The sequence below is a fragment of the Isoptericola sp. NPDC060257 genome (genome assembly GCF_042726645.1).
Lineage (GTDB): Bacteria > Actinomycetota > Actinomycetes > Actinomycetales > Cellulomonadaceae > Isoptericola > Isoptericola nanjingensis.
The window spans coordinates 31,846-46,424 of record NZ_JBHXAW010000003.1; the positions used below are offsets into that span (position 1 = coordinate 31,846).

General features: G+C 75.0%; 14 protein-coding genes, 1 tRNA gene and 1 pseudogene. 6 read left to right on the forward strand and 10 right to left on the reverse strand.

The window, feature by feature from the left end:
- Window positions 1-198: 198 nt before the first annotated feature.
- The 6 genes from ACFWEK_RS00620 to ACFWEK_RS00645 all read right to left on the reverse strand — a co-directional run bounded on the left by ACFWEK_RS00620 (window position 199) and on the right by ACFWEK_RS00645 (window position 5,414).
- Window positions 199-1,176: an SDR family oxidoreductase gene (locus ACFWEK_RS00620; protein ID WP_430552728.1), complete on the reverse strand. Its 978-nt coding sequence runs from the start codon at window positions 1,174-1,176 to the stop codon at window positions 199-201.
- On the reverse strand, window positions 1,173-1,883 hold the full coding sequence (locus ACFWEK_RS00625) for a bile acid:sodium symporter family protein (RefSeq protein ID WP_430552729.1): 711 nt from the start codon (window positions 1,881-1,883) through the stop codon (window positions 1,173-1,175). The genes ACFWEK_RS00620 and ACFWEK_RS00625 overlap by 4 nt, the downstream gene beginning before the upstream one ends.
- Window positions 1,856-2,095 (reverse strand): hypothetical protein, encoded by a 240-nt coding sequence (locus ACFWEK_RS00630; protein WP_430552730.1) that lies wholly within the window; start codon window positions 2,093-2,095, stop codon window positions 1,856-1,858. The genes ACFWEK_RS00625 and ACFWEK_RS00630 overlap by 28 nt, the downstream gene beginning before the upstream one ends.
- Window positions 2,092-3,477, reverse strand: coding sequence for a flavin-containing monooxygenase (locus tag ACFWEK_RS00635; RefSeq protein WP_430552731.1), 1,386 nt, complete (start codon window positions 3,475-3,477; stop codon window positions 2,092-2,094). Before ACFWEK_RS00635 ends, ACFWEK_RS00630 begins: the two co-directional genes overlap by 4 nt.
- 103 nt (window positions 3,478-3,580) lie before the next feature.
- Window positions 3,581-4,183, reverse strand: a complete 603-nt coding sequence (locus tag ACFWEK_RS00640) for a GNAT family N-acetyltransferase (protein ID WP_430546200.1) — start codon at window positions 4,181-4,183, stop codon at window positions 3,581-3,583.
- 37 nt (window positions 4,184-4,220) lie between these two features.
- Window positions 4,221-5,414 (reverse strand): AI-2E family transporter, encoded by a 1,194-nt coding sequence (locus tag ACFWEK_RS00645; protein WP_430546201.1) that lies wholly within the window; start codon window positions 5,412-5,414, stop codon window positions 4,221-4,223.
- A gap of 192 nt (window positions 5,415-5,606) precedes the next feature.
- Here ACFWEK_RS00645 and ACFWEK_RS00650 point away from each other — a divergent pair, with 192 nt between their 5' ends.
- A complete protein-coding gene (locus ACFWEK_RS00650; protein WP_430552732.1) occupies window positions 5,607-6,428 on the forward strand; it encodes a hypothetical protein in 822 nt (273 codons plus the stop codon).
- Between the two features lie 87 nt (window positions 6,429-6,515).
- Here the strand turns inward: ACFWEK_RS00650 and ACFWEK_RS00655 are convergent.
- A tRNA-Leu gene (locus ACFWEK_RS00655) sits at window positions 6,516-6,600 on the reverse strand.
- A 206-nt stretch (window positions 6,601-6,806) separates the two neighbouring features.
- Here ACFWEK_RS00655 and ACFWEK_RS00660 point away from each other — a divergent pair.
- The gene (locus tag ACFWEK_RS00660) at window positions 6,807-7,631 is read left to right on the forward strand and encodes a metal-dependent hydrolase (RefSeq protein ID WP_430552733.1); all 825 of its coding nucleotides are present in this window, start codon (window positions 6,807-6,809) and stop codon (window positions 7,629-7,631) included.
- A 19-nt stretch (window positions 7,632-7,650) separates the two neighbouring features.
- Here ACFWEK_RS00660 and ACFWEK_RS00665 read toward each other — a convergent pair whose 3' ends face one another.
- Window positions 7,651-8,502 carry an MBL fold metallo-hydrolase gene (locus ACFWEK_RS00665; protein ID WP_430552734.1) on the reverse strand — a complete coding sequence of 284 codons (852 nt, stop codon included), beginning with the start codon at window positions 8,500-8,502 and terminating at the stop codon, window positions 7,651-7,653.
- Between the two features lie 320 nt (window positions 8,503-8,822).
- Here ACFWEK_RS00665 and ACFWEK_RS00670 point away from each other — a divergent pair, with 320 nt between their 5' ends.
- From ACFWEK_RS00670 to ACFWEK_RS00685, 4 genes are all read left to right on the forward strand, one after another.
- On the forward strand, window positions 8,823-9,647 hold the full coding sequence (locus ACFWEK_RS00670; RefSeq protein WP_430546205.1) for a serine protein kinase RIO: 825 nt from the start codon (window positions 8,823-8,825) through the stop codon (window positions 9,645-9,647).
- Window positions 9,648-9,913: 266 nt separating this feature from the next.
- Window positions 9,914-10,312: a hypothetical protein gene (locus ACFWEK_RS00675; protein WP_430546206.1), complete on the forward strand. Its 399-nt coding sequence runs from the start codon at window positions 9,914-9,916 to the stop codon at window positions 10,310-10,312.
- A 73-nt stretch (window positions 10,313-10,385) separates the two neighbouring features.
- Entirely contained in the window at window positions 10,386-11,036 is a 651-nt protein-coding gene (locus ACFWEK_RS00680; protein WP_430546207.1) for an SRPBCC family protein, read from the forward strand.
- On the forward strand, window positions 11,036-11,488 hold the full coding sequence (locus tag ACFWEK_RS00685; RefSeq protein ID WP_430552735.1) for an ArsR/SmtB family transcription factor: 453 nt from the start codon (window positions 11,036-11,038) through the stop codon (window positions 11,486-11,488). The genes ACFWEK_RS00680 and ACFWEK_RS00685 overlap by 1 nt, the downstream gene beginning before the upstream one ends.
- 12 nt (window positions 11,489-11,500) lie before the next feature.
- On the opposite strand, the gene ACFWEK_RS00690 is transcribed toward ACFWEK_RS00685, so the two are convergent.
- Window positions 11,501-12,661, reverse strand: a complete 1,161-nt coding sequence (locus ACFWEK_RS00690) for a glycerophosphodiester phosphodiesterase family protein (protein WP_430552736.1) — start codon at window positions 12,659-12,661, stop codon at window positions 11,501-11,503.
- Window positions 12,662-12,764: 103 nt separating this feature from the next.
- A pseudogene (locus tag ACFWEK_RS00695) lies at window positions 12,765-14,579 on the reverse strand (error-prone DNA polymerase); the annotation flags it as partial.

The following is a 14,579-nucleotide window of genomic DNA, read 5'->3' on the forward strand; positions in this document are numbered from 1 at the left end:
CAGCGGTGCGAGGAACGGCGGACGGCGGGTGCGTCGACGCCGCTCCCCCGGGCCGCACTCGAGCGTGCAGGCCGGCAGGGAGCCTCGGGGTCGACGCGTCAGGCGGTCGTCCGGATGCCCGTCATCGCTGTGGTGCGCCTCTCGTCCTGGAGCCGTCCCCTCTCACGCGCGGCGGAGGCCGCGGGGACGGCGTCGATGCTACCCGACCTCGGGGCGAGGGCCACCGGATTTCGCCGCGGGCGCGCCCCGGCCGTGCAGCCACGTCTCGAACGCCTCGCGCGACGTCAGGCGCGGCACGTAGAGCTCGGCCTTGAGGCGGGAGTTGTCGAGCACCGGCCGGTGGCGCAGGAACCCCACGCGCTCCGGGCCGTGCACGGTGAGGCGCAGCGCGTGACCGACCCGCAGCGCGGCGGCCAGCGCCCACGCCGGCACGTCGAGCGTGCGGCGGCCGAGGCTCGCGGCGATGTCCGCCACGGTCACGACGCCGTCCCCGCACACGTTGAACGTCCCGGTGGTGTCGCCGGTCGCCCCCGCCACGACCGCTCCGGTCACGTCGTCGACCCACGCGAAGACGAACGGGCTCTCCGAGCCGCGCACCCGCAGCAGCCGGCGGGCGCGCCACAGCGCGGTGATCTGGTTGTCCACCCCCGGGCCGAGGATCGTCCCGATCCGCAGCACGACCTGGCCGAGCCCTGGATGGTCGGCGCGGTAGCGCGCGAGCATCTCCTCGACCTCGCGCTTGTGCCGCGAGTACGTGAACTCCTCGTTGCCGCGCACCGGGTCGGTCTCGCGCAGCGGCACGGGGTTGTCCGCGTGGTACCCGTACGCGGCGCCCGACGACGAGATCACCACGCGCCGCGCCCCGGCCGCCACGCAGGCGTCGAGCACGTTCCGGGTGCCGTCGACGTCGACGGCGCGCTCGGCCGCCGCGTCGAGGGTGCCCGGGTTCACGATCGCGGCGAGGTGCACCACGGTGTCGACGTCGTGCTCCGCGATCACGCCCGCCACGGACGCCGGGTCGGTGACGTCCAGGCGCGCCCAGGTCGCGCCGTCGGGCACCCGCGCCTCGCGCAGGTCGCCCGCGACGACGTGCGCGACGTCGTCGCGGGCCGCGAGGGCCGCCACGGCGTGCGACCCGAGGAACCCGGCCCCGCCGGTCACCAGCACGCGGATCATGCCGCCACCTCCTCGCGGGCCGCGCGGGCCCGCGTCCGTCGCGCCCAGACGGTCGCCAGCGCCAGGCCGGCCACGATGTCCCAGATGCCCCACCAGCCGGCGACGACCGCCATGCCGCCCAGCCCGCCGAAGAACGTGAAGACGAGGCCGAGGCCGAGGCCCGCGTTCCGGATGCCGACCTCGAACGTGACCGCCTTCACCTCGCGCGGCGCGAGCCGTCCGGCGCGGCCGGCGAGGTAGCCCAGGCCGAGGGCCGCGGCGTCGTGCAGGAACACGGCCAGCAGGACCACGCCGATGGACGCGACGAAGACCGCGAAGTTCCCGGCGAGCGCGGCGACGATGAAGCCGACCAGCGCCACGAGGCTCGCCCAGCGCACCGGGCGGTGCACGCGGGCCGCGAGCGCCGGCCAGCGCGTGCGCACCAGCATCCCGGCCGCGAACGGCACGCCGATCACCAGGAGGATCTCGAGCAGCATCTGCCCGGCGTCCAGGCGGACGTCCGTGAGGATGGCGCCGGCCGTCGGGTGCAGCGACCCCCACAGGGCGAGGTTGAGCGGCATCGCGACGATGTAGATCGCGTTCCCGACGGCGGTGAGCGACACCGACAGCGCGACGTTGCCGCCCGAGCGGTGCGTGAGCACCTGGGACACGCTCCCGGGCGGGCAGCACGCGACGAGGATCATCCCGAGGGCGACGGAGGCCTGCACGTCGAGCTCAGCGTGAGGCCGAAGGTCACGGCGGGGAGCGCGACGAGCTGGGCGAGCAGCGCCAGCACGGCCGCCCGCGGCGCGCGGCGCAGCGCCCGGAAGTCCGCGGGCGACGTGTCGAGCGCGATGCCCAGCATGATCAGGCCGAGCACGAGGTCCAGGGCGACCATCGAGCCCGGGGCGAACCGCACGGCGACGTCGTCGATGTTCATGCCGCGCTCCCCGCGGCCGGCGCGAGCTCGTCGGCCAGGCGCCGCACGGTGCGGCGGTAGGCGTCCTTGTTCACGTAGTAGCTCATCCGCTCCAGCCCGAGGTAGCGGTAGCCGCCCGTCAGGTCCGGCCACGGCTCGGTCAGGCGACGGCGGAACCGCACTGCCCGCGCCCGGGCGCCGACGTCGCCGTCGTCCCCGGCCGCCACGCCCGCGAGGTAGCGCGCCACCAGCTCGGCCTGCTCGGCGCGACCCTGCCAGCCGATGCCCGACGCCTCGAGCATCCCGACGACGAACAGGCCGTTGCCCGAGGGGGTCACGATGTTGCAGAACAGCCGCGGCGCCGTCCCGGAGCCCGGCCCCGCCCACGCGAGATGGCGGGGGTCGAGGAACGGGTAGTCGAGCCGGTAGCCGGTCGCGAGCAGCACGAGGTCGTAGTCGCCGCTGCTGCCGTCGGCGAAGTGCACCGTGCGCCCGTCGCACCGCGCGACGTCGGCCCGCACCCGCAGGTCGCCCTGGCCCGCGTGCTGCAGCACGAGCGAGTTCACCACGGGGTGCGACTCGTAGATCTTGTGGTCCGGCTCCGGGAAGCCGAACCGCCGCGGGTCGCCGTTCAGCAGCCGCAGCAGGCGGGAGTCGACGGCCTGCTTGACGCGTGCGGGCAGCGGACGCCCCTGGTTGAGGGTGTCGGTGGGCCGGCCCAGCAGGTAGCGCGGGACGAACCAGTAGCCGCGGCGCACGGACAGGTCGACCGACGCGGCACGGTGGACGGCGTCGACCGCGATGTCGCAGCCGGAGTTGCCGCCCCCGACGACGAGCACCCGCTTGCCCGCGAACACGTCCGCGCTCTTGTAGGCGCTCGAGTGCAGCACCTCGCCGTCGAACGCGCCGGGCAGCGTGGGGACGTTCGGCTCGGCGAGCGTGCCGTTCGCGATCACCACGTGCGAGTAGGTGCGCTCGACCGCGTCGTCGGCTCCCGACCCCGGGGCCGACCCGGCGGGCGCGGATCGCACCGTCCAGCCGCTGCGCCCGCTGTCGTCGCCGCCCACCGGCTCGACGCCGAGCACCCGGGTGCCGAAGCGGAAGCGCTCCCGCAGCCCGAACTCGACGGCGTACCGGCGGAAGTAGCGAAGCAGCTCGCGATGGCTCGGGTAGTCGGCGGCCGAGTCCATCGGCAGCTCGTCGAACTGGGTCGTGGTGCGCGAGGAGATGAGGTGCGCCGACTCGTAGACCGTCGAGCGGGGGTTGTCGATGTCCCACAGCCCGCCGACGTCCGTGTGGGCCTCGTACCCGTCGAAGGCGAGCCCGGCGCGGTCCAGCGCCCGCGCGGCGGCCAGGCCCGACGGCCCCGCCCCGATCACCGCGACCCGTCGTTCCAGCCCCATCGCCAGCCTCCATGCTCCCGGCGCGCGCCGTGCGTGCCTCGATCCGCGCCCTTGCGCGCAGGGAGCATACGGTCCAGGCGCTGCGGCGCCCAAAGCCGACCGGTCAGGCGGCGGCGGGGGCCTCCGCGGGCCACGGCTCGCTCGGCTCGCGCGGGTCGCCGGGCACGTAGGACCCCACCCACGAGTCCTGGAGCACGCCGCGCTGCGCACCGAAGCGGCGCAGCAGTCCCTCGTACCGGAACCCGAGCTTCCACGCGACGCGGCGCGACGCCCAGTTGCCGACGTTCGCGCGCCAGCGCACGACGCCGAGCCCCAGCCCTTCGGGGTCGACCGCCCAGTCGACGACGAGCCGCGCCGCCTCCGTCGTCAGGCCGCGGCCCCGTGCGTCCGGGGCGCACCAGAACCCCAGCTCCCCCGCCGGCTCGACACCCGGCCCGCCCTCCCTCGACATGCCCACCATGCCGAGCACCGGGCCGTCGATGCCTCCGGGGGCGCGCACGGCCCAGGTGAAGTCCTTCTCCTCGGACCAGCCGTCGGCGACGAACCTCTCGACGAAGCCCACCGCGTCGTCGCGCGTGTACGGCGACGGCACCGTGGTCCACCGCGCGATGGCGGGGTCGGCGCAGACCTCGGCGATGCGCTCGACGTCGGCGGCGGTCGGGACGGACAGGCGGACGCGGTCGGTGGCGAGGACGAACGGCTCCATCGGGGCATCGTGGCACGCCCGGCCGACGGCCTCACGGCTATTTGTCCGGGGTCTCCTCGGGTGTCTCCGTGGCCCCGCGACCGCCCGGCGCGGCGTCGGCGTCCGGCGGGACGACGATCGGGGCCACGGCGAGCGGCCGGTCGCCCGGCCCGGGCTGCTCGTCGAGCTCGGGGTGCGGCCGGTCGCCCCGCAGGGTCGAGAACACGGTCCACGCGACCGCCATGAGCGGGACGGCGATGATCGCGCCGAGGATGCCGGCCAGCACGGTGCCGGCGGTGACGCCGAGGCCGATGACCAGGGGGTGCAGGGCGACCTGCTTGCCCATGATGAGCGGCTGCAGCACGTGCCCCTCGAGCTGCCCGATGAGCGCGATGCCGATCGTGACGATGAGGGCCGTGACGAACCCGTTGGCCGCGAGCGCCACGACGGCCGCGATGATCATCGCCAGCGGCGCGCCGATCAGCGGGATGAACGCGCCGATGAACACCAGCACGGCCAGCGGGGCCGCCAGCGGCACCCCGAGGATCGTGAGCAGGATGAACGCCAGGACGCCGTCGACGAAAGCGATGATGACGGTGCCGCGCGCGTAGCCGGAGAAGCTGTACCAGCCGGCCCCCGCGGCCGCCTGCCACCGGTTGCGGTGCTCCTGGGGGATCTGGCCGAGGAACCAGCGCCACATCCTGCCGCCCGACGCGACGAAGAACACCGTGCAGAAGATCGACAGGGCGAAGATCGCGAAGCCCTCGAAGACCGAGCCCGCACTCTGCGCCGCCTGGCTGACCAGCGAGTCGGCGTTGTCGGCGATCCACTGCCGCCCCTGGTCGATCCACTCGTTGATCTGGTCGCCGGTCACGGAGAGCCCGAACGGCCCGCTCTCCACGTAGGTGAGGATCTGCTGGACGCCGGTGTCGAACTGGCCGGCGAGCTGCTCCCACTGACCCGCCACCGACGCGACCACGTACGTGAGGAGGCCACCCAGCACGAGGAACGCGCTGAGGATCGCCAGGGCGGTGGCCAGCGCTCGCGGCATGATCTTGGCGTAGAGGTCGGCGACCGGGTTCAGCACCGACGCGAACACCAGCCCGAGGAACACGGCGATGAAGACCAGCTGCACCTGCACGGTCGCCCAGAACACGAGCGCGACCGCCGCCGTCAGGGCGATGAGCCGCCACGACCAACCGGCCGACGTCCGCAGCCAGGCCGGGACGTTCTCGCTCGCGCGCTTCGCCACCCGTGCGCTCCTCTCCCCCGCTCGTCCGCCCAGTGTGCCGCACGGTGCCCACCCGTCGTGGGAGGACGACGCGCGTCGCCCGCCGGGGTGAACTTCCTGGTGAATCTCGCCCGGCCGGCCGTGGGCCGGTGCGCGACGTGCGCCGCCGCCGGACGATGGACGCACGTCGCCCGGCGACAGGAGGAGCCCACCATGACCACGACGTCCCCGCAGCCCGGCAGCGCCCCCGCGCCCCCTCCGCCGGCGGCGCCCGCGCCGATGCCCGCGTACGACGCCGAGACCCTCGCCGCGGTCCTCGCCGTCCTGCCCGAGGTCGACGCCGTCGAGCTGAAGCTCACCGTGCCCGGCGCGGACCACCGCCGGGTGCTCGACAGGCTCGGGATCGATGCGCTCGACGCGACGATCCGCCAGGTCGTGTTCTTCGACACCCCCGCGCTCGACCTGTCCGCCGCGGGCCTCGTCGTCCGCGCCCGGCGCACGCAGCGCAAGGACGGCGACCTCACCGCGAAGGTGCGACCGATGCTGCCGGCGGACGTCCCGGCGACCGTGCGGCGGGCGGACGGCTTCAAGGTCGAGGTGGACGCGTCGCCCGCCGGCTTCACCTGCTCGTGCTCCGCGACGCGGCGGCTCCCCGACCACGACGTCCGGGCCCTGCTGGACGACGTCGGCCGCCTCCCCGGCCTGCTCGACCGCACGCAGCGCGCGCTCCTCGAGCCGCGCCTCCCGGCCGGGGTCACGCTCGACGACCTGCGCGTGCTGGGTCCGACGACCCTCCTCAAGGCGCGGTTCGCACCCGAGGGGCTGCCGCGGCGCCTGACCGCCGAGCTGTGGTTCCTGCCCGACGGCGACCGCGTCCTCGAGCTGTCCACCAAGGCTGCGCCGCCCGAGGCCTTCCAGGCGGCGGCCGAGACGAAGGTGTTCCTCGCGGGCCGGGGCGTCGATCTCGGCGCGCCCCAGGAGACGAAGACCCGGGCGGCGCTGGCCGCGTTCGCCGTGCGCTCCGCCGCGGTGTGACGTACGCGCGCCGTGACGAGGTGCGGGCGCACGAAAAAGCCCCCGGGTTGTGGACCCCGGGGGCTTGTTCGTCGCTGTCTCAACGAGTGTCCGGAGGGGGACTTGAACCCCCACGCCCGATAAAGGGCACTAGCACCTCAAGCTAGCGCGTCTGCCATTCCGCCACCCGGACGAGTGGACCTCGACAGCGCCTCGGCGCCGTCTCGGTGCGGGGAAAAACATAGCACGGCGGGGGCGTGCTCTCGCAAACCGCGACGTCGCCCCGCTGGTCACAGGCACGGGCGTCGGCGGCGGCGTGTAGCGTCCTGCCCGGCCCGGACCAACCGGTCAAGGGTGCGGAACTGGACAAGCACGACCGGACGGGAGAACGACGACGTCATGATGGGTGGGCACCACGCCGCGTCGGGAGCGGCCGCCTGGGTCGCGGTGACGTCGACGGCGCCGTTCGCGTTCGGCTGGCACCCCGTCTCCGAGGTCGGGGTGATGACCGGCGCGCTGGTCTGCGCGGGCGCCGCGCTGCTGCCCGACGCCGACCACCACAGCGGCACCATCGCCCACTCGTTGCCCCCGGTCTCCGAGGGCGTCTCCAAGCTCGTCGCGACCGTGTCCGGCGGGCACCGCAACGGCACGCACTCCATCCTCGGCATCGCCGTCTTCACCGCGATCGCCTGGGTGATGGGCATGGTCTCCGTCAGCACGGAGGCGTTCGGCGAGGTGCTCGTCGGCCCCGGCGTCATGGCGGTCCTCCTCATCGCGTTCGCCCTGCGCGCCTGGAAGGTGACGGGCGGCAGGCGCTGGTGGACCTGGACGCTGTCGCTGCTCCTCGCCGCGTGCGTGGCCGTCTTCGCGCCCGAGGAGTGGAACTGGATGCCGCTGGCCGTCGCCCTCGGCTGCACCGTGCACGTGCTCGGCGACCTCGTCACCACCGCCGGCGTCCCCCTCCTGTGGCCGCTGAAGTTCCGCTCCCCCTACTGGGTGCGCCGCTACCGGGTGCTGCCCTTCGACGACGTGTGGCGCGACGGCGGCAACATCTCGCTGCCCGTCCTCGGCGACGCCGGGTCGTGGCGGGAATGGGTCGTCATGACGCCGGTCAGCCTCTACGCCGTCGTCGGCGTGGCCTGGGCCGCCCTGGGACAGATGGGCTTCGACACCCAGCCGGTGTGGGACCAGGTCACCGCCTGGGCGAGCGCGATCGGCGGCTGACAGCCACGCCCCGGGACGGTCAGCGCGCCAGCGCGGCGCGCAGCCGGGCGTCCTCCTCCGCAGCACCGGGCAGGCCCAGGCGCGGGTCGTCGACGACGCGCCCGCCCAGCACGGCGTCGAGGTAGCGCCGGTCGGCGTCGAGGCGAGCGACCGCGTCCGCCGTGGGCGACCCGTGCCCCGGCACGACGACGGCGCACCGGGCCACGAACGGCGCGAGCCGGTCCAGCCCTGCGAGGAAGCGCTCGACGCTCTCCTTCGCGCCCCCGCCCGCGATCTCGTCGAGCGGCAGCGGGAGCTCGACGTCGCTCAGCACGTCTCCCGCCACCAGCACCCGGCTGCGCGGCAGCCAGAGCGCCCCGTGCCCGGGGGCGTGGCCGTCGTGGACCACGAGCTCGGTGGGCGGCAGCACGCCGTCCGGGTCGGGGACCCCACGCGCGGTCGCCGGGACCGGGGCGACGCGCCCGAGCAGGTCGAGGACCTCGGCCGGGTGCCCGGCTCCCCCGTAACGCTCGGCGTCGGCGCGCGCCTCCGCCAGCAGGCGCGCGCGCTCCCGGCGCGCGACCCGCGCCGCCCGCGCCGTCGCCCAGCGCGGCACGTCGAGCCCGAGACGCGGGTGCCACAGCAGATGGTCGTGGTGGGCGTGCGTCGCGTACCCGGCGACGACCCGGCCGCCCCGGGCGTCCACCCCGTCGGCGACCGCCACCAGCTCGTCGGGCTCCCACGCCGGGTCGACCAGGAGCGCAGCGCAACCGCCGTCGCCGGACCCGGGCGGTGCGAGCACCAGGGTCGTCGTGGTGTGCAGACGGCGGGCGGTGCGGACCAGGACGTCCTCGACGCCCGGGCCACCCTCCACGACCGGCGCGAACCCCATCCCCGCACCCTACGGAGCCGAGAAGACGAAGAAGACCGAAAAAGACATGGACCGCCGTGACCCGCTCCTGCCATGCTCCCCGCAGGCGGCACGCGATCGGCGCGGGCCCGCACGCGAAGGAGGGCAGAGCGATGGACGACGTCGTCATGCGCGCCCTCCCGGAGGCTCTCCGGCGGGCGGACACCACCCGATCCTGAGGGGCCGCTCGAGCTCCTCGACCTGAGCAGGAGTCTCGCGTGCACCAGCACACCCCTTTCCCTTCCCTTTCTTCCTCGTCCTCCTTCGCCGCCTTCTCGGTCGCCTCGGACGGCGACCTCCCCGTGGAGCCCGGCCCCGACCAGCGGTGGTCCACCTGGACCTCCGTGACCAAGGGCCAGCGCGGCCCCGAGCCGCGGCCCGACTGGGTCGTCACCGCCGACGCCGCCCTCGACACCGAGCTCGGCGTGCTCAAGACCGGCAAGGAGGCGGACGTCTTCCTCGTCGAGCGCGCCGTGCCCGACGACCCGACCCGTCGCAGCCTGCTCGCCGCCAAGCGGTACCGCGGCCGCGACCACCGCCAGTTCCACCGCGACGGCGAGTACACCGACGGGCGGCGCGTGCGCCGCACCCGCGACCAGCGCGCCATCGAGGACCGCAAGTCCTCGTGGGGCAAGGCGGTCGCCGCGACCCAGTGGGCCGACGCCGAGTTCCTCGCCCTGTCCCGCCTGTGGGACGCCGGTGCGCCCGTGCCCTACCCGGTGCAGATCGACGGCACCGAGCTGCTGCTCGAGTTCGTCGGCCGGGAGTCGGCGGACGGCACGGCCGAGGCCGCGCCGCGCCTCGCCCGCACCCGGCCCGACCCGTCGCACCTCGCGGACTGGTTCGAGCAGCTGCGGCACGGCATGGGCGTCATCGCCCGGCTCGGGTGGGCGCACGGAGACCTGTCGCCGTACAACATCCTCGTGGACGGCCTCGGCGACGGGGCCGACGACGGCGGGCGGCTCGTGATCATCGACCTGCCCCAGGTCGTGGACCTCGTGGCCAACCCGTTCGGCGCGGACCTGCTGCACCGCGACTGCCGCAACGTGTGCACGTGGTTCGCGTCCCGTGGCCTCGACGTCGACCCCGACGAGCTCTTCGCGGACGTCTTCGCGCAGGCGTGGTGAGCGCCCGTCAGCCGCCCGCGCCGACGGAGCGGTCCGGGGCTCCGTCCTCCTCCGTGCACGTCACGGTCCGCCCACCTCGCGCCCGGGACGTCCCAGACCGTGCCCTCGCCGCAGTCCCCCGCGGTCATCGAGCCCTCGACGGCCGAGAGTGTGAACGTGCGTCCCGACCCGCCGTTGAACTGGAGGGAGAAGCCGTCCGGGCCGAAGACCCCGGCGGCGACGGCGGCTCATGAGCGCTGATCATGGCGCGGGGCTACCGTGAACGGATGGCGAATCCGACGGGCTCGTACGACGGCGAGGCGCTGTCCTCCTTCCTCGCGGACCTGGGCCTGGTGCTCGGCGCGGAGGACCTCGAGGCGGTGACCGACCGCTACGACCTGCCCGCCCTGCTCGTGGGCCAGGAGAGCTCGACCCTCCTCGCGTCGCCCGAGGACGTGCTCGACCTGTCCAGGAGCCGCCCGGTCGCCGCACGGGCGCGCGAGGCCGTCGCTGTGCTGCCCGAGCTGGTCGCCCTCGAGGAGGTCGGCTGGGGTCTGCTCTGGGTCGAGGTCCGCTGGTCCTACCGGGACGAGCTCGCGGCCGAGATCGCCGACGAGAGGTGCCGCTACCTCCTCCGGCGCGGGCGCGGGACCTTCGAGGTCTGCGTCGTCGCTCCCCTGGGCTGACCCCCCGCCCTCTTCCGCTCGGCGTCGACACATGGTTGTATATAAGCAACGACTTATACGAAGGAGGGTCGCCATGACCACCATCACCATCGACCCGGTCGCCACCGCAGGCCTCGTGGCGCGGGAGATCCGCAGCGGCGAGCGCGACGGCGCGCCGACGAAGATCGCCGTCGCCCGCCGTGCCTACGCCACCGACCGGGCCGACCTCTGGGACGCGGTCACGTCCGCCGCCCGCATCCCCCGCTGGTTCCTTCCGGTCAGCGGCGACCTGACGGTCGGCGGCCGCTACCAGCTCGAGGGGAACGCGGGGGGCACCGTCGAGCGCTGCGACGCCCCGGCGAGCTTCGCCGTCACCTGGGAGTTCGGCGGCTCCGTCTCGTGGCTGACCGTCGCCCTGACGGAGGACGGCGACGGCACCGTCCTCGAGCTCGTGCACGAGGCCGTCGTCCCGCAGGAGCTCTGGGACCAGTACGGCCCCGGCGCCACCGGCGTGGGCTGGGACCTGGGGCTCATGGGGCTGGGCCTGCACGTCGCGGACCCGACCGGCGCGATCGACCCGAAGGCCGCGGAGGCCTGGTCGCTCTCCCCCGAGGGCGTCACGTTCTCCCGGCTCGCCGCCGCGGGTTGGGCGGACGCCGCGATCGCCGACGGTGACGACCCGGACGCCGCCCGCGCGGCGGCCGAGCGCACCGTCGCCTTCTACACCACGGTGCCGGAGGCCTGATGCCGCACGCTGCGGCGTCGGCGGGAGGGCCTTCCGCGACCCCGGGGGAGGTCCCGGAGGGCGAGCGGTCCGCGCCGCGGGGGCCCTTCGAGGCGCTGGGCGACCCCGTGCGGCGGCGTCTGCTCGAGCTGCTCGCCGCCGGCGAGCGGCCCGCCGGAGCATTGGTCGACGCGCTGCGGGCGGAGGCCCGCATCTCGCAGCCGGCCGTCTCGCAGCACCTGCGGGTGCTGCGCGACGCGCGCCTCGTCACGGTGCGCGCCGACGGCACGCGCCGCCTCTACGCCGTCGACGACACCGGGCTCGACGTCGTGCGCCTCTGGCTGGGGCGCTTCGGCGACCCGTTCGCCCAACCACTCGACGCCCTCGCGACCGAGGTCGCCCGCGGCCGTCGCGCGCGGCGGCGCGGGACCGGCGGCGCCGGCTCGGAGGACGCCGCGAGCGCCGCCGGCTGACGGCGCACCCGGTCAGGCGCTCGGGGCGTCGGCCGGCCGTGCCGCCGAGGACTCCGCCCGGTGGCGCGGCTCGTGGTACGGCTTGGGCAGCTTCAGGTGCCGCTCGGCCAGGATGCCGCGCAGCACGTCGGGGGCGTCGGTGATGAGGCCGTCGACGCCGAGGTCGAGCAGGGACCCGATCGTCGCGGGGTCGTCCACGGTCCAGGGGACCACCCGCATCCCGGCGTCGTGGGCCGCGTCGACCAGCTCGCGGGTGGTGAACGGCACGTACCCGGGGTCGTCGACGCCGCCGCCCTGCGGATCGCCGTGCACCGGCGAGACGGCGTCGGCGCCGAACGACGCGGCCGCGGCGACGAACCTCTGCTGGAGCGAGCCGTCGAAGTCGTCGATGTCGAGGCCCCCGAGCCAGGGGGACGCGCCCGGCAGACCCTGCTGCAGGAACTGCTGGCCGTTGGTGAGGGCCACGAGGGGCAGGCGCGGCTCGACCTCGCGCATCCGCATCAGGGAGCCCCAGTCGAAGCTCTGGATCGTCACCTGGTCGACCAGGCGCGCGCGGCGCACCTCCCGGGCCACGACCTGCACGAACTGCTCGCGCGGCGCGGTCTGCTCCAGCGCGCCCGCCTCGACCTTGGTCTCGACGTTCAGCGTGACCTGGCGCGCCCGGTAGTCGTTCACCAGGTCGAAGACCTCCGACAGCAGCGGGATCCGCTCGCCCGGGTGCAGCTCCTGGCCGGGGAACTGCGGCTGGCGCAGGGACCCGCAGTCGACGGTGCGGACCTGGGCGAGCGTGAGGTCCTTCACGTACGTCGTCCCGGGCACGTACGGGTACTCCGGGTCGCCGGGGAACGCCGGCCCCGTGTCCACGCACTTGGCGGGGTTGAGGTCGCGGTCGTGGGTCACCACGGCGTACCCGTCGGCGGTGATCTGCACGTCCAGCTCGAGGGTGCTCACCCCGAGCTCGAGGGCGTTCGCGAACGCGGGCAGCGTGTTCTCCACCGTCATCGCCACGCCGCCCCGGTGGGCCTGCAGGTCGAAGGCCCGCGGGCCCCCGTGCCCGCCGGGGCCATGCCCATGCCCCTGCCCCGCGACGGCCGGCGCGGCGCCCGCGGCCAGGAGGGCGGCACCGGCGAGGGCGCTGACGAGGACGGCGACGACGGGTCGACGGGTGCGCATGCGCCGAGCCTGCGCGCCCGCGGTGGCCCGCGGGTGGCCCCACGACGGCGTGTCGCCGACAGCTCGGTGAACTCCCCGGGGTGGCCGGCAGGTTCCGGGGGTGTCATCGGAAGTCCCGCGACCGGGTGGACACGGGCAGCCGCAGCGGCGCGAGGTGCTCCGCGAGCAGGTTGACGGCGCCGTCGGCCTTCTCGACCCGGCCCCGGACCACCATCGCGGGGGCACCGCGCGCCACGGTCCGGAAGCGGCGCCACAGCCCCGCCGTGCAGATGACGTTGAGCAGCCCCGTCTCGTCCTCGAGCGACAGGAACGTCACGCCGCCCGCCGTGCCCGGGCGCTGCCGGTGCGTCACGACGCCGCCCACCGCCACCCGCCGGCCGGGCTCGGTGGCGCACACTCCCGCGACGGTGAGCACCCCCGCCTTCTCCAGGCCCTCGCGCACGTGCTCCAGCGGCGACGTCGAGCCGGGCGTGATGCCGGTGGCCCAGGCGTCGGCGACGTCCGTCTCGACCGGGGTCATGCCGGGCAGCGTCGGGGCATCCACCCCGACGGACACGCCCGGCAGGGTGCCCGGCCCCTCCTGGCCGAGCGCCCCGGCGGCCCACAGCGCCTCGCGACGCCCGGCCCCCAGCCCCTCGGTGGCGCCCGCGGTGGCGAGCGCCTCCAGCTGGGCGGTGCTGAGCCCGACCCGGCGGGCCAGGTCGCGCAGGTCGCGGAACGGTCCGCGCTCGGCCCGCTCGGCGACCATCTGCTCGGCCAGGTCGTCGCCGATCCCGCGCACCGCCGACAACCCCAGCCGGACGGCCAGCGCCGGGTCGGGCGCCGGCCCGAAGTCGTCACGCCCGGAAGGCGGGGACGACGATTCCGCCGAACGCTCCACGCCCGCCAGCGCCCGGGAGGCGTTGACGTCCGGCCGCAGCACCTGCACCCCGTGCCGGCGCGCGTCGGCGGCCAGCGACTGCGGCGAGTAGAACCCCATGGGCTGCGCGGCCAGGAGGCCGGCGTAGAACGCGGCGGGGTGGTGCACCTTGAGCCACGAGCTCGCGTACACGAGGTAGGCGAACGAGTAGGCGTGCGACTCGGGGAAGCCGAAGTCCGCGAACGCCTTGAGCTTGTCGTAGATCTCCTCGCGCACGGCCGGGTCGTCCACCCCCTTCGCGCGCATCCCGTCCATGAGCCGCCCGCGCAGCGCCTCCATCCGCTCCACCGACCGCTTGGAGCCCATCGCCCGGCGCAGCTGGTCGGACTCGGCGGCGCTGAACCCCGCGACGTCGATCGCCATCTGCATGAGCTGCTCCTGGAACAGCGGCACGCCCTTGGTCTTGCCGAGGGAGCTCTCCAGCAGCGGGTGCAGGAAGGTCACCGGCTCGCGGCCCCGCGCCCGCTCGATGTACGGGTGCACGGAACCGCCCTGGATGGGGCCGGGGCGGATGAGCGCGACCTCGATGACGATGTCGTAGAACGTCCGCGGCCGCAGGCGCGGCAGGGTGGCCATCTGGGCCCGCGACTCCACCTGGAACACCCCGACCGTGTCGGCGGCGCACAGCAGGTCGTAGACCGCCGGGTCGTCGTCGGGCAGGCCGTGCAGCGTGAGCCGCTCCCCGGTGTGCTCCTCGATCGAGTCGAACGCGTACCGGATGGCGGTGAGCATCCCGAGGCCGAGCAGGTCGAACTTCACCAGCCCCGCGTCGGCGCAGTCCTCCTTGTCCCACTGCAGCACCGTGCGCCCCTCCATCCGCGCCCACTCCACGGGGCAGACCTCGATCACCGGGCGGTCGCACATGACCATCCCGCCGGAGTGGATGCCCAGGTGGCGCGGCAGCCGCAGCATGCGGTCGGCCAGGTCGAGCACCGGGCCGGGGATCTGCCCCTCCTCCTCGGCCGACGGGGGGCGCTGCGCAGGCACGACGTCGTGGGC